At 56.9% G+C, this 21,856-nt stretch carries 12 protein-coding genes; 2 read left to right on the top strand and 10 right to left on the bottom strand.

The features are described from left to right. Nucleotides 1-523 precede the first annotated feature (523 nt). Nucleotides 524-7,600 (top strand): TcdA/TcdB pore-forming domain-containing protein, encoded by a 7,077-nt coding sequence (locus tag MEB48_RS25875; RefSeq protein ID WP_237886630.1) that lies wholly within the window; start codon nucleotides 524-526, stop codon nucleotides 7,598-7,600. Nucleotides 7,601-7,749: 149 nt separating this feature from the next. Here MEB48_RS25875 and MEB48_RS25870 read toward each other — a convergent pair whose 3' ends face one another. Beyond that, complete coding sequence (locus MEB48_RS25870; protein ID WP_237886629.1) at nucleotides 7,750-8,502, bottom strand: hypothetical protein; 753 nt, start codon at nucleotides 8,500-8,502, stop codon at nucleotides 7,750-7,752. A gap of 284 nt (nucleotides 8,503-8,786) precedes the next feature. Between MEB48_RS25870 and MEB48_RS25865 the strand changes: the two genes are divergently transcribed. Beyond that, nucleotides 8,787-9,587 carry a hypothetical protein gene (locus MEB48_RS25865; protein ID WP_237886628.1) on the top strand — a complete coding sequence of 267 codons (801 nt, stop codon included), beginning with the start codon at nucleotides 8,787-8,789 and terminating at the stop codon, nucleotides 9,585-9,587. A 53-nt stretch (nucleotides 9,588-9,640) separates the two neighbouring features. Here MEB48_RS25865 and MEB48_RS25860 read toward each other — a convergent pair whose 3' ends face one another. The 9 genes from MEB48_RS25860 to MEB48_RS25820 all read right to left on the bottom strand — a co-directional run bounded on the left by MEB48_RS25860 (nucleotide 9,641) and on the right by MEB48_RS25820 (nucleotide 21,773). Beyond that, nucleotides 9,641-10,237: a MarC family protein gene (locus tag MEB48_RS25860; RefSeq protein ID WP_237886627.1), complete on the bottom strand. Its 597-nt coding sequence runs from the start codon at nucleotides 10,235-10,237 to the stop codon at nucleotides 9,641-9,643. A 64-nt stretch (nucleotides 10,238-10,301) separates the two neighbouring features. Beyond that, on the bottom strand, nucleotides 10,302-13,079 hold the full coding sequence (locus MEB48_RS25855) for a hybrid sensor histidine kinase/response regulator (RefSeq protein WP_237886626.1): 2,778 nt from the start codon (nucleotides 13,077-13,079) through the stop codon (nucleotides 10,302-10,304). A gap of 99 nt (nucleotides 13,080-13,178) precedes the next feature. After that, entirely contained in the window at nucleotides 13,179-14,474 is a 1,296-nt protein-coding gene (gene purD / locus MEB48_RS25850) for a phosphoribosylamine--glycine ligase (RefSeq protein ID WP_237886625.1), read from the bottom strand. Between the two features lie 152 nt (nucleotides 14,475-14,626). Beyond that, the gene (purH, locus tag MEB48_RS25845; protein WP_237886624.1) at nucleotides 14,627-16,234 is read right to left on the bottom strand and encodes a bifunctional phosphoribosylaminoimidazolecarboxamide formyltransferase/IMP cyclohydrolase; all 1,608 of its coding nucleotides are present in this window, start codon (nucleotides 16,232-16,234) and stop codon (nucleotides 14,627-14,629) included. Between the two features lie 81 nt (nucleotides 16,235-16,315). Continuing rightward, nucleotides 16,316-16,636 carry a DNA-binding transcriptional regulator Fis gene (fis, locus tag MEB48_RS25840; RefSeq protein ID WP_030128251.1) on the bottom strand — a complete coding sequence of 107 codons (321 nt, stop codon included), beginning with the start codon at nucleotides 16,634-16,636 and terminating at the stop codon, nucleotides 16,316-16,318. Beyond that, on the bottom strand, nucleotides 16,633-17,643 hold the full coding sequence (gene dusB / locus MEB48_RS25835; protein ID WP_237886623.1) for a tRNA dihydrouridine synthase DusB: 1,011 nt from the start codon (nucleotides 17,641-17,643) through the stop codon (nucleotides 16,633-16,635). The genes fis and dusB overlap by 4 nt, the downstream gene beginning before the upstream one ends. 184 nt (nucleotides 17,644-17,827) lie before the next feature. After that, on the bottom strand, nucleotides 17,828-19,048 hold the full coding sequence (locus MEB48_RS25830) for a DUF3426 domain-containing protein (protein ID WP_237886622.1): 1,221 nt from the start codon (nucleotides 19,046-19,048) through the stop codon (nucleotides 17,828-17,830). 30 nt (nucleotides 19,049-19,078) lie between these two features. Beyond that, nucleotides 19,079-19,957, bottom strand: a complete 879-nt coding sequence (gene prmA / locus MEB48_RS25825) for a 50S ribosomal protein L11 methyltransferase (RefSeq protein WP_237886621.1) — start codon at nucleotides 19,955-19,957, stop codon at nucleotides 19,079-19,081. A 250-nt stretch (nucleotides 19,958-20,207) separates the two neighbouring features. Then, nucleotides 20,208-21,773: a Fic family protein gene (locus MEB48_RS25820; protein WP_237886620.1), complete on the bottom strand. Its 1,566-nt coding sequence runs from the start codon at nucleotides 21,771-21,773 to the stop codon at nucleotides 20,208-20,210. Between the last annotated feature and the right edge of the window lie 83 nt (nucleotides 21,774-21,856).

Here is a 21,856-nt window from a genome sequence, read left to right as displayed (position 1 = left end):
TGCCCTTTAACTTCGATTGTCTTGAAGATTGAAGCGTCATCTATTTCAACAGTTCTTGTCGGATTTATTACTCTTGCCGAGAAGAATTTCGACGGTTGTTTGTTGCTGATTCTCACTATTCGTGTAGTCCTTTTCTGTAGTTGAATGCCTATATTTTGTGCGTGACGAGTAAAGCCGTTTATTTGTTGCAGGGTTCAGCATTCTGGATTGTGTGGGTGCGTAGGTAACTACTGTAATGCGAGGTTTTATTTTTTTTGAATTTGATTGTATTGAAATTAATTGAATTTCTTCATATTTGAAGTGCCCGTGCACACGATTTAGTTTGTCTCGGGTGAAGCGCTTGCTTTGCAATATTGGTTGGGTTCAGTTTCGTTCGAAAAGAATGCAGCTATTTGGTGTCATTGCCGGACGGTCTTTGTGCGCCCGAAAAAAACGATTTTCATTGCGGATATAAGCCGGATTGCCTGTTTTGTGTGTCTGGCTTTCAATATTTATTTGCCTGTATTGATGGCAGGAGAGCATTTTGTCTAATAGTCATTTCTATACTCCGTACGCGAGTGGTCCCGTCAAGTTCGTTAAACTGTTTAAAGTTTCTGAGCTCGAGCGTGCTTTGATTTCGCACAAAGGGACGGCCGAGTACGAGGCTGTATTCAGGTATTATTTTGGTTGCATCGGTTTGCTCGATTCCCCCAGGCTGCTGGAGCCACTTGGCCTGTTGAAGCAAACTTTGGCTTCTTTCATTGGGCCAATCGGCCGACGGCGGCGAACCACGGAATCAATTCCCGAGAGCGCAACGCCCGATTTGACCGATATCTACGAACGACTTGAAGGTTTCGAAGTTCGTCTCGCGAGTGGGGTCCAGCAGTTGCAAACTCCGGCAACCAAAGTGCCTGACAATTTGCACTTCGTCTGGCTCGGCGGTGGTATAGGAGATATTCAGCGCGACTATATCAATATCTGGAAACAAGCTTTGGTCGGGCAGGGTTACACCCTCAAGCTCTGGTATGACAGCGATGCGTTGCTGGCTTACGAAACCAACCGGATTATTGTCGAGGCGGCCAAGGCTGATGCCATGCTTAATGGTGGGCAGGCCAGTAGCACTGCGATTGAACTGGGCGACAAGTATGAAGAGCGGGTCATCGCCCTCAAGCAACAAATGTTTGCGCACATTAACAAAACGGTAGAAAGCGGCGAGAACGCCGACGACGCCAGGATCGGGCTGTTGGTTCGAGGCTACGGCCAAAATGAAGACCGTTTAAAAGTCCTGAGGGAAAGCAACCGCCGCAGCCTGGTGGCATTGGGTGAGGGCGGTATTGTTCTGCGCGATCTCGCCACCATGGCGACACCGCTGTACTTGCAAGCTATCTACGCGAGAGAAATCAGCCTGCGTGGCAATTTTGCTGCTGCCTCCGATGTTGTGCGCGCCGAGGCGCTGTTCGCCGAAGGTGGCAACTACGCCGATGTGGATAACCTGCCACCGTTGCTGGAAACGCTGGGCGGTGTGGATATCAGCCGGTTTGGTTCGGATGCACGACTGGGTGTTCTGCAGTTGGTACTGGATGAACAACCCGAATGGATGCCGGGACGTCAGACTGTGCGCAGCAAGTACACAAACTATCTCGAGCAAATTCCCGTGGAGCATCGCGCGGCATTGGAGCGTTTCGCCCAAAGCCAACCGCAGATCAGCGAAGTTTTCCGCCCACCGGTAGAGCGTAAGGTTCGGCCGGATGGGCTGCGAGCGGTTGCCGAGCAAAGCACGTTGAGCAATGCGTTCATGATGGCTCATCCCGGTTCCGCAATGCTCAAGGCCGTTCTTGATCGTTTCAGACTCAATTATGAGGTGGTCGATGCCACCGCCCGGTTGGCCATTGAAAGAAAGATTGCGCTTATCGACGCTGAAGCCATCAGTGGCCTTGCCGAGGAGGTGGTCGAGAAAAGGTTCGGCCCTTTGCATGAGCTCCCAATGGAGGAAGAAATAGCGGTCAGATTCCTGGTTGAGGCTGCCGCAGCGTACTACAGCGACGGTATCCGTCCCCAGAGTGAAGTGACGATCTATCTGACCGGGCCTGCTGCGATGCGCGATGGATTGGCGGACTATGAAAAGATGCACTTCACCCCGCGGGGCGCTGAAGCCTCGCGGGCTGAAGTCGCTATTCCAGCCATCGCAACCGTCAACCGGGCGACCGAGGAAGAGTTGGATCATTCCTGGAAGGAGAACGAAAGCGACACCAGCCAATGGCTGAATAGAGAAAAGCAGCGTTGGGAGGCGGGGCAGTTCAAGGCGCGCTATATCGGCAAGCTGGATCAGTTACTCAAAAACCAGGCCATCCATTTCGACAATGGCTGGCCGGTGATCGAAGGTCGGCATGTGTTGTCGACTGACCTGTTGCAGTCCCTGGCGGGTCATCTTGGCAAACCATTTTTGCAGGCAATGAGCCAACGTGCCGAGAGTGAAGTAACGTTCGAACAGCCACTGCAGCTGAGTTTCGATGAACGGCAATCTATCATTGCGCAAGCGGTTGAGCTCCCGCCGCCGACGTCTCCCAATGAGGCGACGACTCGGGATTTGCCGATCGATGAATTGCTTCGCCAAATCGGCAAGGGATCCTTGCGGGTCGAGCAACTGAACCCTTTGCAGCGGTTGTTGATTGGGGCGCTGGTAGGGGCAAAGGCACTGGATCAACGCAGCTTTGATGTCGTCAGCGCCGGGTTGGAGAACCTGGCGAATACGGTGTCTGAGCTGGGCGTTTCTCATCGTTATGGGGCTATTGAGCAGGAACTGTTCAAGCAACACCATCCGGCGTTTCTGGCAGGGTTGGCGGATACTTCCAACCCGCACGCGACCCTCTCCGAAACCAGTGTCGAACTCAAGCGGCAGGCACTCGACCAGCCACTGACCCTGGTTGAGTGGGGGCGTAGTGTGGCCAAAATTCAGCACGTGGCGAAACTCGAATACCGCGACCGGATCAGCGAGCAAATGGAAGACGTGCTGGCAAGCTTCGATCATGGCAGTTTCAAAATGGTGCCACAGGACTTATTGCTCGAAGGCGCGGGCGACCGGGTCGCGGGGCGCTGTTACCCATTGGCGTTGGCCATGGCTGCTGCGCTTCACAAAGGCAACACGGCGGCAAACACCCTGCGCGAGCGTTTTTACCTGGCCGTCACTGAGCCTGAGGCGAGTGATTCAAGGGTGTTTGTGAACCTGATCGAAGAGCTGCGTGATGCCTCTATTGGTGACATAGGCAAATCATTGGTGCGCTCGGATCTGACTCGGATCGTAGCGATGCTGGAAGAGAAAACAGCCACCACTACCATGATGCTCAACTCGGATAACCACTCGATGCTGGTGGCGAAAATCCTTGAAGGCGAGCACAGCATTTATCTTCTTTATGACCCGAATTTCGGAATCTTCGAATGTGTTACACCGCTGGCATTCAATAATGCATTGACGCACTTTTTCATCAGCAAGCAGATGGCCAGGCATTACGCCGCCTTTGGCGATGCGCAGAGGCCGACTTTTGATCTGATCGAGCTCGACGGCGTCAGCCTGAACAAGAGGGTGCTTGCGTCCGGTATCGAAGTGTCAAGCTTGTCCACGCCAGGTGCTTTGCCTGAGCAAACGCTGTCACGGGTTCGACAACGCGTGGCCAGTGCCCGTGGACGATCGCTGGTGAACAATGTAGCGCTGGGCAGCTCTTTGCAGGAGCTGGATGCCCATTGGTGGGGAGAGCAGATCGCGCAGGCGACGAGGCAATTGCAGGCCCAGCACACGTTGTCCTCGGATTGCGTACCGTTGTTCGAGACGCTGGAGGTTACACCGGCTGGGGAATACAAGATCAGTCTGGTCGATCCCAAGGTTGGGCAGGCCATGGCACATGTCACGACGAATGATCACCGGTTCCTCAGGATAAAGACATTTCTCTCCGGGCTTTTCGAGACGTTGGCCAGCCGACAACGGGCGCCAGTCTCCGGGGGCGATCCGACTGAAGCAGGCAGCGTCCATACGCTCAATGCCGGTTTCACCCTACAGGCTTTGATGAACGCGCTGCGTCATCATGAAGGCGCGGCAAGCGGTGGTGACAATGCGCTGACCACCGCCATTCGCCTGCATGCTTATGTGAACTATGCCCAACTGGCCCATGGCAACGTTGTGGATGTCATTGGCATTGTCAAACTGGTTCGCCAGGCGCTGGACGATGAAAAATTGATTGCCCGGACCAGCGCACCGCTTGTGCAAAGAGCCTTGGGGCATATTGCCAACGAAGGGGTGGGTACGGTGTTGGGGCTGGTGAATGTCGGGTTTGATATTTACCAGTTGAGCCATGCGGCCAATGACATTGAAAAGGCGCAGTTCGGGACACAATTGGCGTTTGACTCCGCCAGCGTGGTATTGGCCGCCGCAGGTCTGGGCGCCGCACTTGCAGGTGCGGGTACGGTTGCTGCGGTATTGGGAGGCGGCGGGGTGATTCTGGGCGGGTTGGCGGTGGGGGTTACTGCGCTGGCCGAAGGTTTTGCCACTATTGCAGAGGAGGCCAAGGAGGTCGGGCTGTTCTTTGACGGGCTGGAAAAGGCCTATTTACAAGGCGGTTATCACCTGGATAAGGCGTCGAATGCCTGGATTGCGCATCCATTGCTGGTATTCGCCGATTTGGATTTGCAGGACTCCACTGTCCGTTTCGACAGCCCGAAGCTGTTCCCGCTGCGAGACCATTTCGGGGTTCCGGATTTCGATGTGGATTACGCACGTGCCACCGATATTCGCCAGGGCCTTGGATTGCCTGATTCGGCAGCTTTCTCACCGCAGGCCGGGCAAACGATCGTGCTGCCCTGCACGCCCAAGACCTGGTACGGCTACGAATATAAGTGGCTGCCGTTTGTCACGTTTCGTCATGCCGGTGGATTCGACACGGCGCGTCGGCTGGAGAAAAAGAACGAACAGGGGCAAAGGCAGTTTCTGTTTTCGTTCTACTCATTTCCCGGTGAGTACGCGGTCAACCGGCTGAACCCCATTTACAAACCAACTGTTTTCAACGTTCGTCTCGACAACATCGAGCGCTCGCTGGTGGTGCCTGCGCTGCCGAAGGCGTGGCACGGCATGGTTTCTTACCGGATAGAAGGGGCGGGCGCTCAATGTTCCGTGTTGCTCAACCCGGGTGTGAGCCTGGAACTCGATGCACCGGGTCAATTTGCAATGCGCTGGATACTGCTGGCTCCCTGGTTGAAAGAGGCAGATATCCGGATAGAACCTTTGGGTGGCCTCGTATCAGCCACGTTGGGTATGAAATTTGGGGGGGGCGGCGTTCACGATGTGTTACTCAAGCTGGCTGGCAACAAGATCATGCGCGTTGATTTTGTTAACCGGCGGCTGGTGTTGGTGGAAGAAGATGCGGATCCGGCGTTCGGGGAGCAAGCGTTGCTGGATCATTTCAAGTCACTGGCCCGTGAACATCGACTGGCGATGCCTTATACCCCCGTTCATGAGTTCGTGGTTCCATTCGAAAATCCGGACGAACCCAGGGCGGTCACCGCCTTTTACGATTCGGCCCAGGATCGTTTTCTATACATGCGCGACCCGAATGCGCTATTTGCCGATGAGGTTGTATTGGGGGCGGTGGTGGAGGGCTCGGCCTACTTCTATCACCCCAGGAATGTCTACGTCTGGCAGGTTGATGCAACCACGGGAACGCCGGTCCAGCGCTATCGTTTATTGATGAGAGAGGATTTGGCGATTGTTCGCTGTGAGGCCATGGTCAATGGTGGCATTCAGATCGTGCAGCAACTCACTCAAAAGAACGGCCAGCGCACTGAACTGACTTATCTGATCCATGACGGGGCCGTGTGGCTAAGCTCAATTACCCTGGATCTGGTTCCTGCACTGCAGCCAGTTCTGGACGCGGACACATTGACTGATTGGAAGCAGGTGCTAGGCGACTATATGTTGCCGAAAGAATCAGCGAATACCGTGAACTGGCGTCCCGGTGCACTGGTCGCGATTTGTTGGCAGCTGGATGACAAGTATCGGGATCTGGTCTGGGTTCGCGACGGTGATGGCTTGATCATCCGCGCGCCTGCCAGGCGTCACCATGCGCGGGGATGGACAGACTCGATCAAGGCGTTGGCAGACCTTCTGCTCATTGCTCCCGCTGGGGGCGGGGGCGAAGTATTTGTCACCTACGACAGGTTAGCCGCAAGACTCGTGCGACAGCAAAGGTCGATGGTGGATGGTCGCGCCCAATGGTCTTCCAGAGAAATCGCCCCTCAGGGGTTGAAAAATGTTATTGCCGTTGAGCAGGGCTACCTCGCGCTGACTGACTCCGGCCTGTTCTTTAATATGATGCCGGATGGGTATTTGCGCTTGGGCGGACTGACCGACACCTGGTTCAAGAACCGACCCCAATGGTGGTCCGCACTGGCAACAGTGACGACACAGTACCCGGTATCGAGTTTTGCCATCCTTGGGTTGACTGGCTTTCAGGGCGATGCCGGTTTGTGCGCCTGGTACCTTGATGATCGACTGCTACTCGCTGACCTGGGGCATGGGAAAGAAGTACGGTTGCTGAGTATTACCCCGGACAACCACGCCGTCTGGCTGTTCGATCTTTCAACCGGCAAGATTGTCCGCCAGGGGTTTGTCGATCCGGACCGCTTGAACGCCGCTTTTGCCCAAGGAACGAAACTGTTACAGGGTGAGGCATTGCCGGCCCCGACGCAGGAATGGGCGCCCTGGACCTTTATCGACGTGACGGTGGAAGGCGCTGGCCTGAGGGCAACGACGCTTGAAGGCGTGGAGGTGGATTTACAGTACAACCAACCGGCACGGATTGCGGGCGTTGATACCCATTGGGTCGCGGCACTGGAAGGTGAATTGCGTGAAGGCCTGGCGGCACTGGCGAACGAACATCGATGCGCGGATTTTCTTTCTGTCAAAGACCCTGACTACTTGCAGTGGTACGTGGTTCGGACTGGACGGTTGATCCGGATTCCGCCGATTGCTGCGCAATACGCGCTGGTGGGCACCCGGAATCAAACCAATGTGATGCTGCACGAGCGCGGGGAGGGTTTCTTGCACACCTATCCGCAAGAAAACAAGGTTGGGCCCCTTGTCTATATTCAGCGAAACGCCGAAGTATTAACGGTCGAAGGACCGAAGATGGGCAAGGACCTACTTCCGTTGATTGCCGATGATGTCAGCATTCTGGTTCTAAAAATGGGTCAAGGCTCAACAACCTGTCGGCTTACCAAAGCGACGTGGTTGAAACTTGAATCGGTCATCGTCGATTGCCGCTATTCACTCGATCACCCGCCTTCGGTTCTAGGAAAATTGATCTGGGATATCGTGGTTACGGATCAATTATGGGTGAATCGGGTCGATGATCATTTGGTCATTGTTGATTCCGATAGCGGACACAGTCTGATCTTTCGTCAGGTATTTTCGCTGGATCCAGCTCTGCGTGGGGATGTGTTCCTGGCTGTGGACGACTATCAATCCGTTGCGGTGGCGACACTAGTCAATGCCCTGCTCGCCAGAAAGGACACCTCGAATAGTGTGTTGCTCAATAAGCTTTTGCCGGTAGGAAAAGCTGAAGCAGTAGGACGTTAAGTTCTGAAAGCCATTCACACATTGGACCTGTTCAGTGTGTGAATGGCTGTCGGTTTGTCTTCATAAGGAAATGACAAAAACTAATTGCACTCTCCTAAGACGGCGTGTCGCAAACACTTGCTCCCTTCAATTAATTTTGCGGTCACCCATCACAGATGTTCCGAATAAAACTCGAATATTGCGTCAGCGATAATGTCGAGTCGGTCATTTAACGTTGGACGGACCTCTTCAAACCTTGCTCTGTTCAAAGAGAATGGCACGGCCCGATGCGTGAGCGTTACGTTGCTCTCGTTCCAGTCCCAAAACAGAAATTCTTCGCGCTGGACTCGTGCCCATAACGAATAATCATTCAAACCCAATGACAATCGCCCCTGGCTATCATATTGAACGGGTGCAATCGCAAACTCCTTGCCTCGCAGGCTTCCTTTGGACAATGACCAAAGGGCTGATGTATTAGCCAATAGGGCGGCAAACATGTCTCTCGTAACTTCTGCCATTTGACTGTTAACACCAGAAATCACATTCAAATAAGCCTGACTTAGCTGGCCGGAGAAATTTCTGTAATATTTCTCGACGACCCTGTCGTCTTCGTACTCCCAGCCCATAAACCAAAGCGTGATGGCAAACAGGGAGAACCAACCCTGGGGATCTGTTTGACGATCGCGCTCCTGACTCGCATACCACTGCGCATACCGCACGCTGGCGTTGACGTCTCGTTTGTCCTGACGTGACACGTCCCTTGCCGTGCTGATCAGATTACCCCCCAACAATGATCCGGCGGCCCCTGGCGAATTCAGCGTTGCAGTTCTTTGAACAGTCTTTGTCTTCTTTACCAAAAAGTCACGTTCGAACGCTTCGGAGTATGCCGTCAAGTTCAGGTATTCTGTTTTATTAAGCTTCATGGTTAACTCCTTTTGAACCAATAAATAACGCTTGTAGGAAAGTTCAGGCTATACAATTTTTAAATCACCATCCACCACTTGGAATGCCCAACTTAAAACATTCTATTACTCGCCTTCATTGCCGGCTGATCCCCGGCAAATCTATGCTGGTACGGAAAAATAATCTTGAAGTTAGTTACATTTTGGTTTTTTATTGGTGTTGAAGGACTCTGTTTGATGCGATAAGTTTTATTCGGTGATCTGGTTCAGGTTGTCTTGCTTATTTAAATTAAATGGATTTAGAGATGAATGATATGAATGAAATTGAGTTGAACGCCTATTTTGATCAATGCCTTGAGCAGTGCCAGACTAAACTGAAACTGCTTGGCCCAAAGATTCAGCCGCGTTCGGCAAGCCCGGCAGTGGAGTTACCCATTGATCGGGATGAATTGAATGCCGCGATCATGGGCAGCGGTATCGTTGGCTTTTTGGAGGGGATGACGAGACGCAACAAGCGCATCGTAAAAAATACATACGCTTACGCCGATATTGCTTCAAGGCTTTTGTTTCCAGGTAAAACAGAGAAAGTCGCCCGCTACGAATGTTTCAAAAAACTGATGTTCGCCATGGGCTGGACCGAATATCACAGCGCCTTTACTCAGTACAAGTCCTCCATCTCCAAGTTGACGATGGATAACGTAGCACTGGATATTGTTTATTCTGCTATCGGTGGCGTGGCGGGGCCCGCAGGGAGTGCGTTGAAAGTTGTAGCGGAGAAAACCATTGAGGCGCTAAAGAAACAACCCGATGCGGTAAAACTGTTCGAGCGTCATGCAATTGAAGCCAGTGGCGCAAATTTTGGTATTTCCGTTTGCAAGCAAGACGATGAAGCTGAAGTCACGATGGCCGTAGGCACGGTGCGCTACGACACATCGGCCAACAATACAAAAGTTATTTTTGTCGAATGGAGTAGCTCTGATGTCGAGATCTATCGAGGCAAAGCACTCTTTACCATTCACGAAGAGGACTTGAGGAAAGAAGCTGAGAGCATCAAGTTCCTCGACGCTCTCAGAGAAGCTATTTTTATGGAGTTTTCGCCCGTTTAAATCATTTACGTTGCCAGAGGCTTCACGCCTCTGGCTTCTGGCTGTCGCTGCCGTTATGGCACTAGATAACCCTTCACCCCGGTGAAAATGATCTGCGCCGCCAACGCGCACACGAACAGCCCCATCAACCGACTGACAATCTGCAATCCCTGATCACCCAGAATCCGCTCGATGCGACTCGACAGATATAACACCACCCCGACCGTGAAACTGGCCAGCGCAATACTGAGAATGGCCGTGAGTTTGTCGTCCCAGTGCGGCTGGCCCACGCCCATCACCAGCAAGGCGCCGATGGTGCCGGGGCCGACGGTCAGCGGAATGGTCAGCGGGACGATGGTCACGTCTTGCTGCACATTGTCGGTCTGCACCACCGACTTGCCCTGGGCCATGCCCAGCGCCGAAATGAACAGCACACTGCCGGCACCGATACGGAATGCATCCACGGTAATGCCGAACACGTCAAAGATCACCCGCCCGAACAAGTACAGCAAGACGCTGGAAACCAGTGTGGCAATCGCCACTTTCCAGGCCAGGCGACGTTGTTCCTTGCGCGAATAACCGCGGGTCAAACTGATGAAGCAGGACAACACGAAGAACGGGCTGTAGAGCACCAGCATCTTCAGGTAAACGCTGAACAACACGTGGAGCATGGGACAAGCTCACTGGCAAGGAAAGTCGAGGGGGAGTCTATCAGGCGTTGTGGGGGTTGTCGGCTCAGGAGGTCTGAACCGCTGCCCGGTTCTGCTGATCACGCTGGGCAACCCAATGCTCGACCAGGTCGCGCAGCTGCGACAGCTCGACCGGCTTGGCCATGTGCCCGTCCATGCCGGCCTGACGCGCGCGCTCTTTGTGCTCGGCAAGGATGTGTGCGGTCAACGCCACCACGGGGGTGCGAATCCGCTGGTTGCCGACTTCCCAGGCACGCAGTTGCTGGGTGGCGGAGAAACCATCGAGGATCGGCATTTCACAGTCCATCAGCACCAGATCGTAGCGCTGGGCTTTCATCGCCATCAGGGCTTCTTCGCCATTGCTGGCGGTGTCCGGTTGCAGGTTGAGCTTGCCCAGCATGCCGCGTATGACCTTGGTCGAGATGCTGTTGTCTTCGGCCACCAGGATGCGGAAATCGCTGGGCACCTTGACCGGAAGGGTCGGACCGGTAGGCAGGTGTTGTGAGACAGGCAAGCCTTTGTTGCGCTGGTTCAGCTCGTCCGCCAGCGTGGTCTTGAGTGTGTAGCCGGCCACCGGTTTGGCAAGAATGCGTTTGATCCCGCAGTTGCGCGCGATGATCTTGCTCGGAGCGTTGCTGATGCCGGTGAGCATGATCAGCAGGATGTCATGGTTCAGGCTCGGGTCTTCCTTGATCTTGGCGGCCAGTTGCATGCCGGTCATGCCGGGCATGTTCTGGTCCAGCAGGACCACGTCGAAGTAATCGCGCAAGTGGGCTTTGGTGCGCAGCAGCGCCAAGGCCTCCTTGCCGGACGGCACGGCGCTGACATTCAGGCCCCAGGCGCTGCACTGCTGCACCAGCACTTTGCGACAGGTGTCATTGTCGTCCACGACCAGTACGCGTGCGCCTTGCAGCGGACCGTCCAGGTCCGAGGTCGGATGTTCGAGACGATCCGGGTCCAATGGCAGGGTCAGCCACAATGTGCTGCCCTGATTAGCGCCGCTCTTGATGCCGAACTCGCCTTGCATCAAACGGATCAACTGACGGGCGATGACCAGCCCAAGATTGCCCCCCAGGCTGGTGGCCGAGAGAAAGTGCTTGCTGTGCAGTTCGGCATGCATCAGTGCATCGCGTTCTTCCGCCTCCATTGGCTGGCCACTGTCCTGTACGGCGATGCGTAGCCGCGGTTTGGCGCTACGTTCATCCAGAGCGACGACGATCAGAATCTCGCCTTCATCGGTTTTCTTCAGGGCGTTTTCCAGCAGGCTCAGCAGGGTCTGGCGCAGGCGCGTCGGATCTCCGCTGATGACGCGGGGTACCTGCGGCTGAATAAAGCTGATCAGCTCGACGTTCTGCTGTTCGGCCTTGGCGCGGAAGATGCTCAGGCAATCTTCGATCAGGGCGTTGAGGTCGAACTGCACGTCGTCCAGTTCGATCTGCCCGGACTCGAGTTTGGAGATGTCGAGAATTTCGTTGATCAGTGTCAGCAGCTCGTTGCCAGCACTATGGATGGTCTGCACATAGTCGCGTTGCTTGACCGACAGCGGTGTGCCCAGCAGCAGTTCGGTCATGCCCAGCACGCCATTCATCGGGGTGCGGATTTCGTGGCTGATCTTCGCCAGGAATTCGGCTTTGGCGTTGATCTCGGCGTTGCTGGCGGCCAGGTCACGACTGATGCTGAAACGGTCTTCGGTGATGCTGCGCTGTCGCTCGCCCAGGGCAACACTCATCAACAGGCCACTGATACAGATAAACACCAGCAGAATGATGATCAGGCCTTGCGGAGCGACAAGGGTCAGTCCCTGCAACGCCGGCAGAATAATCAACGTGCCGAGGTTGAAGACCACCATAGCCGCCACGAACAGGCGCGCCGGGCGATAACCGTGTTGCCAGTGATGGGCGCTGACGAACAACATGCTCAGACCGGCCAGGGCAACCAACGCGTACGTGATCATGTTCAGCGGCAGCGTGTTGACGAACAACAACAGCAGGCCGCAGACCATGATGAACAGGATGTCCCCCAGCAGCAGCTTGTTCAACGGGTGGGGGCCGAGCGGGGCGAAGAAGCGGTACGCGAACATCAGGCCGCAAGGCGCGGTCATCAGCAAGGCGAGGTAGGCACCGGGTGTTTGCACGACGGGCGAGTTCGGCAACCATGCGCCGGCCATATTCAGCAACAACACCAGACTGAGCAGCAACAACCCTTCGCACGCCGCGAGCCAGAGGCTGCTGCGCGAGCGGGTGTAGATGTAACGGGTGAGGTTATGCAGGATCAGCATCCCCAGGCAGCCGAAGAGCAGGCCGTAGATCAGCGTCTGGTTCTGGGTGGCGGCGGTCATGACCGCCGATTGTAAGGTGATGTAAGGCCGTAGCTGATGTTCGGAGACCAACCGCAAATAGACATCGAGGGTTCTGTCGCTTTGTGGCAGCGGTAACATGAAATCGCTGCTGGGCAAGGGGCGTTCGGCCTGGGGCTGCCCGGTACCGGTATTCGATTGATCGATCAACTGATCGCCGTCGAGCACATACAGGTTGAGGCGTGACAGGTCCGGTGCGAACACTCGCAGCAATTGTTCGTGTTTGCCTGGTGCGAGTCTGAAACGCAGCCAGAGCGCACCCTCGGGCGCGGCCGCGGTGAGGCGGTCGAGTTCGATAGGGCTGAATTGATTGGTGTAGCGGTTGGAGCGGATGTCGCTCAGCTGCAGATCGCCCTGTTCGTCAAGCAATACCGCCCAACCACTGCCTTGCGCGGCCTGGGCCGGGAGCATGCAGAGCAAGGTCAGCAGAGTGACGGTGAAGCCTATGGCAATCCTGAGCCAGCGCACGGCGAAATCCCTTCGTAGGTTAATGCCAGAGTATAACTATGCGCGGCGCGGGAATAGTCAGGCAAGGGCCGCAAGCCCTTGCCTGGCCGAATGGATGGCTTATTCCTGATTTTCGCCACGCTCGCGGGCAATGGCGCGGTAGCCAATGTCCTTGCGATAGAAGCAGCCTTCCCAGTCGATTTTAGCCGCCAGTTTGTAAGCCTGCTGCTGGGCTGCATCGACGCTGGTGCCCATGGCGGTTGCGCACAGCACCCGACCACCGGCGGTCACTACCTGACCGTCCTTGAGCGCAGTACCGGCATGGAAGACTTTGCCTTCCAGTGTCGCGGCTGCATCCAGGCCGTTGATGGCAGCGCCTTTGGCGTAATCACCCGGGTATCCGCCAGCAGCCAATACAATGCCGACACTCGGACGTGGATCCCATTGCGCTTCGACCTTGTCCAGCGCTTGCGCCAGGGCCGCTTCGACCAGCAGTACCAGACTCGACTGCAAACGCAGCATCACCGGTTGGGTCTCAGGATCGCCGAAACGGCAGTTGAACTCGATAACTTTTGGGTTACCAGCCTTGTCGATCATCAGGCCAGCATAGAGGAAACCGGTATAAATGTTCCCTTCCTCGGCCATGCCACGCACGGTCGGCCAGATCACCAGGTCCATGACCCGCTGATGGACTTCGGCCGTGACGACCGGTGCCGGGGAGTAGGCGCCCATGCCGCCAGTGTTCGGGCCGGTGTCGCCGTCGCCGACGCGCTTATGATCCTGGCTGGTGGCCATCGGCAACACGTTCTTGCCGTCGACCATGACGATGAAGCTGGCTTCTTCGCCGTCCAGGAACTCTTCGATCACTACGCGCGAACCGGCATCACCGAAAGCATTGCCTGCGAGCATGTCGCGCACGGCGTCTTCGGCTTCGGCCAGGGTCATGGCAACGATCACGCCTTTACCGGCGGCCAGGCCATCGGCCTTGATCACGATCGGTGCGCCTTTTTCACGCAGATAAGCCAGGGCCGGCTCGATCTCGGTGAAGTTCTGATAATCGGCGGTCGGGATCTTGTGGCGCGCCAGGAAGTCTTTGGTGAAGGCTTTCGAACCTTCCAGTTGCGCAGCACCCGCGGTCGGGCCGAAGCAATCCAGGCCACGGGAGCGGAACAGATCGACAACACCGGCGACCAGCGGCACTTCCGGGCCGACGATGGTCAGGGAAACGTTTTTCTCGGCAAAGTCAGCCAACTGCTCAAGAGCCAGCACGTCGATGGCGACGTTCTCGCACTTGGCTTCAATGGCGGTGCCGGCGTTGCCCGGGGCAACGAAAACCTTCTGCACGCGCGGATCCTGAGCCACTTTCCAGGCCAGGGCGTGTTCACGGCCACCGCTGCCAATGATCAAAACATTCATTTCAAAAAACCTCGGATGACGCTAATTCTGTGGGGGCAGATCGTTCCCACGCTCTGCGTGGGAATGCCTCTGCGGACGCTCCGCGTCCGAGGGACGCGGAGCGTCCCGGGCTGCGTGCCCACGCAGAGCGTGGGTACGATCAAGCAAACAAATCAGTGACGGAAGTGGCGCATGCCGGTGAACACCATGGCGATGCCAGCTTCGTCGGCTGCAGCAATCACTTCAGCATCACGCATCGAGCCGCCTGGCTGGATCACTGCAGTGATGCCGACCTTGGCTGCGTTGTCCAGACCGTCGCGGAACGGGAAGAACGCATCCGATGCCATTACTGAACCGGCTACTTGCAAACCGGCATGTTCAGCCTTGATCGCTGCGATACGCGCGGAGTTCACGCGGCTCATCTGGCCAGCGCCGACACCAATGGTCTGACGGTTCTTGGCGTAGACGATAGCGTTGGACTTCACGTACTTGGCGACTTTCCAGGCGAAGATCAGGTCGTTGATTTCCTGTTCGCTCGGTGCACGTTTGGTCACCACTTTCAGGTCTTCGCTGCCGATCATGCCGATGTCGCGGCTCTGCACCAGCAAACCGCCATTGACGCGTTTGTAGTCCCAGGCCGGAACGCGATCAGCCGACCACTCGCCACAGGCCAGCAGGCGCACGTTGGCTTTGGCTGCAACGATGGCGCGAGCTTCTTCGCTGACGCTTGGGGCGATGATCACTTCGACGAATTGACGCTCGACGATGGCTTTGGCGGTTTCAGCATCCAGTTCGCGGTTGAAGGCGATGATGCCGCCGAACGCTGATTCGGTATCAGTGGCGTAAGCCAGTTCGTAAGCCTGACGGATGCCGCCTTCAGCGTCCGGGCTCACGGCCACGCCGCACGGGTTGGCGTGCTTGACGATCACGCAAGCCGGCTTGACGAAGCTCTTCACACATTCCAGCGCGGCGTCGGTGTCGGCCACATTGTTGTACGACAGCTCTTTGCCTTGCAGTTGGGTCGCGGTGGCGATACCGACTTCGGCGGGCTTGGCTTCAACGTAGAACGCCGCGCTCTGGTGCGGGTTCTCGCCGTAGCGCATTTCCTGAGCCTTGATGAACTGGCTGTTGAAGGTGCGCGGGAATTCGCTGCGACCTTCGGTGCTGAGGGTTTCAGCCGCCTGGTTCACGGTGCCCATGTAGTTGGCGATCATGCCGTCATAGGCGGCAGTGTGTTCGAAGGCCTTGAGCATCAGGTCGAAACGCTGAGCGTAGGTCAGGCCGCCGGCCTTGAGGCTTTCCAGGACGTTGGCGTAATCGCTGGCATTCACCACGATGGCCACGTCTTTGTGGTTCTTGGCAGCCGAACGAACCATGGTCGGACCGCCGATGTCGATGTTTTCGATGGCGGTCGGCAGGTCGCAGCCTGGCTTGTTGATAGTGGCTTCGAACGGGTACAGGTTGACCGCAACCAGATCGATCGGCTTGATGCCGTGCTCGTTCATGATGGCGTCGTCGATACCGCGACGACCGAGGATCCCGCCGTGGATTTTCGGGTGCAGGGTTTTCACCCGACCGTCCATCATTTCTGCGAAACCGGTGTAGTCCGCGACTTCCACTGCGGCAACACCGTTGTCGCGCAGCAGCTTGAACGTCCCGCCGGTGGAGAGGATTTCGACGCCCAGGGCTTCGAGCTCTTTGGCGAATTCAAGGATCCCGGTCTTGTCGGAAACGCTGATCAAGGCGCGGCGGATCGGCAGGCGGGTAGTCTGGTCGGTCATTTCAATGTCCATCAAAAGCTAAGGAGTCAGCAAAAAAGGCGACCGGTTTCACGCGGGCGCCTTTCTGGTTTGATTGAATGCTTACAGCAAATCGTACTGCTTGAGTTTCTTGCGCAGGGTGCCCCGGTTCAGCCCAAGCAGCTCGCTGGCCTTGGTCTGGTTGCCCTTGACGTAGTTCATCACGCATTCGAGCAGGGGAGCCTCGACTTCGGAGAGCACCAGGTTGTACACATCCGTGACGGCAGCGCCCTCAAGGTGGGCGAAATAATTGTGCAGCGCCTTCTCGACATTCCCGCGAAGGGTCTGACCTTCTTCGCTCGGCGTATTGAGGTGCTGTTTCAAATTCACGTTGTCGCTCACGGGTGTTGTTCCACTCACTAAAGTCTCGGTCATCATCGTCATGCGGCCACCCCTTCTCCGTCCCCTGTCAGGCTCTTGTAACGTTCGGCGAAGAACGCCCGAACGTAGGCGCATTGTGCTTCCGTATCTTCCAAACGATTGAAGTGGGCGCGGAACTCCCTGGCGCCCGGCAAGGTTGCGAGATACCAGCCCACATGTTTGCGAGCTATGCGCACGCCCATGACGTCGCCATAGAAGGCATGCAGCGCGGCCAGATGCTCAAGCAGAATACGTTCCACCTCGATCAGTTCCGGTGCCGGGAGCTTTTTACCGGTACGCAGATAATGATCGATCTCACGAAAAATCCATGGCTGCCCCTGGGCAGCCCGACCCACCAACAGGCCATCGGCACCGGTCGCGTCAAGCACGTACCGGGCCTTCTCGGGTGAATCGATATCGCCATTGGCGAAGACCGGAATCGACACCGCCTGCTTGATCGCGGCAATGGTGTCGTATTCGGCAACGCCTGTGTACAAATCGGCACGGGTGCGGCCATGTACCGCCAATGCCGTAATGCCTGCCTGTTCGGCGATCTTCGCCACGGTCAGGCCGTTCTTGTTCGCCCGGTCCCAGCCGGTGCGGATCTTCAGGGTGACCGGCACATCGACTGCGGCCACCACGGCCTGCAGGATCTCGGTCACCAATGCTTCATCCTTCAACAGGGCGGAACCGGCGGCCTTGTTGCAGACCTTCTTCGCCGGACAGCCCATGTTGATATCAATAATCTGTGCGCCCAATTCAACGTTGGCCCGGGCTGCATCCGCCAGCATCTGTGCATCTCCGCCGGCGATCTGTACCGAGCGGGGCTCGGGATCACCTTCGTGGATCATGCGCATCCGCGATTTGCGGGTGTTCCACAAGCTCATGTCGCTGGTGACCATTTCCGAGACTACAAGACCCGCGCCCAGTCGCTTGCACAGCTGACGAAAGGGCTGATCGGTGACGCCCGCCATGGGGGCGAGAATCAAGCCGTTGTGCAATGTATATGGACCGATGCGTACCGCCGACATAGGACTTCCCTGTTGTGGGGCCGGATCATGAGAGTTCGAAAAAGGGTTGGCATGATACCCGCTCTCGATGACTGGATAAAGGCTGAATTGAACAAAATCTGAACAGTTATTCTGTTATTGCCAGCGGTTTGGTTGAGCCGTCAAAGTCAGAAAACTGCCGTCAAGCCCGTAACGCTTGAGCGTTTCACTCGGGGGAATGAAAGCTCAGGCTGTAGTTCACTGCTTTGGAGCCTGGATCGAGAATGTCCAGCGCGATGTGGATCGGCGTTTGTGGCGGCATTTCCGCCAGGCCTTCGAGGTCGCCGTTGAGGTACTCGCCAGGCTTGAAGCGGCGGCTGGCGATCAGATGGCCGTTGAGGTCGGCAAAGCGCAACTCCAGCAGCGGGAAGGGCTGGGAAAAGGGCGCTCGGTTATAGATGATGGCATCGACCACCAGTGCCCCATTGAAGTCCGGATGGCTGCGGACTACCAGGTTGCTGCTTTTGACTTTCCCGATGTCGACCTTGGACGGCACGGTACAGCCGATGTGCGGGCACAGTTGCTGGAACCACGGACGGTATTGGTCCTGGCGTGCCAATTCGTCAAAGTGGTAGGCGACATATTGGCCGGCGAGGCCGGCGGCGCCGAGCAGGATCAGCAGCAGCCAGAAAAAGCGCCGGCCCCAGGGGGAGCGACGTTTTTGCCAATCCAGTTGCAACGGGTCGTCGGTCAGATCTTCCAGCGCTTGCGCGCGCATGGAGGGTTCGTTGCGTTCGCGGCGCTTGCGCAAAGGCTCGACCGAGGGCAGGTCATCGTCGATCTCATCGGGAGTCGCCGACAGGCCTGCGAATGGAATCGGTGCGTCGAGCGGGTCGTGCAGGCGCAGTTGTTGTATCTGCGGTTCGTCGTCCGGCTCCACGGGCTCCAGGGACAGCGAAGGCTCGGTGCGCGAGTGTTTGCTCGGCTCGATCGTCGGTTCTGGTATAGGCACGTCGACGGTTTGTGCGCGATCGGCGGCCGATTCACTGAAGAGACTGTCGGACCAAGGGGCTTCGTCGTGCTCGGCGGTATCACGGCGGGCGCTAAGGCTGTCTTCGCGGGGCCGGATGAATTCCGTCGTCGGCTGGATCTCCCGCTGTTCAAGCCGGGCGAGCTCTTCGTCCAGATCCAGGCTGTCCAGATCCATTTCTGCTGCGGTCCATTGCTTTTGGCTGATGGCTCGCTGCACGGGCGGTTCGGCGGGCGCCGGTGCAACCGGTTTGACCGTCTCCTTGCCGGCCCGCTGCTCGAGTAACTGCCTGGCGGCGTTGAACACCTGCAAGCACGAGCCGCAACGAACCACTCCACGGGCCACGCTCAACTGAGCATGGCTGACGCGGAAGCTGGTTTGGCAATGCGGGCACTGGGTGACGAAACTGTCGGTCATGCGGCCATCCGGTTTATGCAGGCGCTCATTCTAGCGCCGACGGCCAGTAATGCGTACCCAGCCGTCGCGATTGGCAATCGGATCCAGATCGAAGTCCTGGGCATAGGCGGCGGCGACTTCTTCACCTTGTTCGGCAAGGATGCCCGACAGCGCCAAACGACCGCCCGGCTTGACCAGGCTGGACAGTTGCGGCGCCAGCGAAACCAGCGGGCCGGCAAGAATATTGGCCACCAGCACGTCGGCCTGAACCTGTGGCAGGTCTTGCGGCAGATACAGCGGGAAGCGTTCGTCGGCAATGTTGTTGCGCCCGGCATTGTCGCGAGAAGCTTCCAGCGCCTGCACGTCGATGTCGGTGCCGACGGCTTCCTTGGCGCCCAGCAACAGGGCGGCAATCGCCAAAATCCCTGAGCCGCAGCCGAAGTCGAGCACGTTGCAATCTTTCAGGTCCTGACCGTCGAGCCATTCCAGGCACAGCGCGGTGGTCGGGTGAGTGCCGGTGCCAAACGCCAGGCCCGGGTCCAGCAGCAAGTTCACTGCGTCAGGCTCAGGCGCGGCGTGCCAGCTCGGGACGATCCACAGGCGCTGACCGAAACGCATCGGCTGGAAACCGTCCATCCAGCTGCGTTCCCAGTCCTGGTCTTCGATGACTTCGCTGTGATGCTCGGGCAGCGGGCTGCCGGTCAGCAACTCGAGGTGGGCCAGTACGCTGGCAGCTTCGGTGCCGCCTTCGAACAAGGCCAGCAGGTGCGTGTGCGACCACAGCGGGGTGGTATTGAGTTCCGGCTCGAAAATCGGCTGATCTTCGGCGTCCATGAAAGTCACCGACACGGCGCCCACTTCAAGGAAAGCGTCTTCGTAGGTTTCGGCTTGTTCTGGGCTGATGGCGAGACGGACTTGCAGCCAAGGCATGGCGGGCACCTTTGAAAAATATAGATTGCAGCCTGGCGGCTGCGAGAACGCGCAAGTTTACGCGAGCGCGAGGCAGAAGACGACAAGTGCTCTTTGTAGGAGCGAGGCTTGCCCGCGAAGGGCGCGCCTCGGTACTGCTGATGCACCGCGGCGTCTGGTTCGCGGGCAAGCCTCGCTCCTACAAGGGCGGAGGCAATCCTCAGAAACAACAAAGCCGATCGAAAGCGGCCTTGTTGGTCTGGATCACATTTTAATGCCGGTTCCTTGCACCATTGGCTTTGAGCCATTGCCGACCTTGGTTCGTCAGGCGATAACGTTGCAGACGGCTGTTGGGTTGTTCAGGCAGCGTCATTTCAAGAACCCCGGCAGCAATGGCCGGCAATATGTAGGCCTTGCGAAAATGGTCGGCGTTCTTCAGGTTCATGGCTGTTTGAAGTTCTTGCCTGCTCATATCGCCATCGATGACGCTCAACAACGCAGCGACTTCCATGGTGACTTCCATGGTGACTTCCATGGTGACTTCCATGGTGACTTCCCCGGCCCTGACTTCTGTGCTCTGGGACTGAGGGTGTGCGGGCAACCGTACGACGTACGAAATCCGCTCATCGTCGGTTTCAAATAGCGGCGCAGGCGAGCCGTTGGCGGCCATGACCTTGAGAATTTTGGGGATGCCCGTCGAACGGCCTTCGGTCAGGTCCAGCTCTTTCAAGAACTCACCAATTCGCCGGTTACGGTAGCGGCGGCTCACAGCGCGGCCTATCCGCAGGTCCTCCATTCGAATCGATCGGTCTGGCCCTGGAAAGCTCAAAATCACCAACTCTTCCTGGCTGATGCGGACCTCTATCGGTTCGCGTTCCTCATAGGATCGGTGATAAACGGCGTTGACCAGCGCTTCTTCAATCGCTGCGAAAGGGAAATTCCAGACCCGTGTGGCCTCGGCACGGTCTGGGTGTTTGATCACCGTTTCATGCAGGTAGTTGCGCTGGATATAAGCCAGCGCCTCACGGGTAATGGCAGCCAAAGGGCCCTTGAAGACCTTTTCATCAAAACGGTCGCCACCCGCACCTTCGGGAAACCACAGCACATCAATCTGCGTGCCGGGAAAGAATCGCTCGGGAGAGGAGCTGAAAAACATCAGGCCAACATTCTTGGGCCACGGCGACTCGGTCGGGCCGCCCACGACGTTCATTTTTCGGCCCAGCGCCTCGATAGACAGGTTGTCTGCGTCGTTGGCGAGGGGGCTGCCCACTTCCTGCAGAAAGCTTTGCATCAGAGGTTTGGACAGATCGCTGACACGTGCACCCAGGTGGAAGCGATCATCGAAAGGCACCTTGGCAGCCAGGCTCAAGAGCTCCTGTTCGGTTTCGCCTTTGGCCTCCACTGTGCTGCTGTAGCGACGAATGTAGTAGTGCAAACTCCTGTGTTTGGCCATCACTGCGGCGGGCGCTTTATAGGGGCGATTTTGTCCGCCCGGCGCCCACAGTACGATCAACTTGCGACCTTCGACCTCTTCTACACTCAGCACCGGAAAGTAGGCCGGTTGAATCGATTGGCAAGCCGCCAGCAATTCAAGCTGAATCTTGTCGAGAACGTTGTCGGCAAGGCCCGCTGGAGGAAAGATCGGCTGACCGTTGGCGTCGCAATCCTGCCCAATCACCACGTAACCACCACCCAGGTTTTCAAAGTCATTGGCGAAGGCGCAGAGCGTGCGAATGATCGGATCAGGATTCCAACCCGTTTTGTATTCGATTCGCTCACCCTCGACTGTCCGCTGGCGCAGCAGGTCGTTCAGATTGATTGGTAGTTTTTCAGGCATGGGCGGGCTCTGGTTTGTCGGCGTTGCGCTGATTAAGGCGCGATTATAGTCAGCCCGGACAGACTCGTGCCTGTCAGTTAAGC

Origin of the sequence: Pseudomonas sp. PGPR40 (genome assembly GCF_022014505.1) — a bacterium.
In the GTDB taxonomy this organism is placed as follows: domain Bacteria; phylum Pseudomonadota; class Gammaproteobacteria; order Pseudomonadales; family Pseudomonadaceae; genus Aquipseudomonas.
The sequence above is the reverse complement of the archived record's forward strand: the minus strand, read 5'-3'. Positions and strand labels throughout refer to the sequence as shown.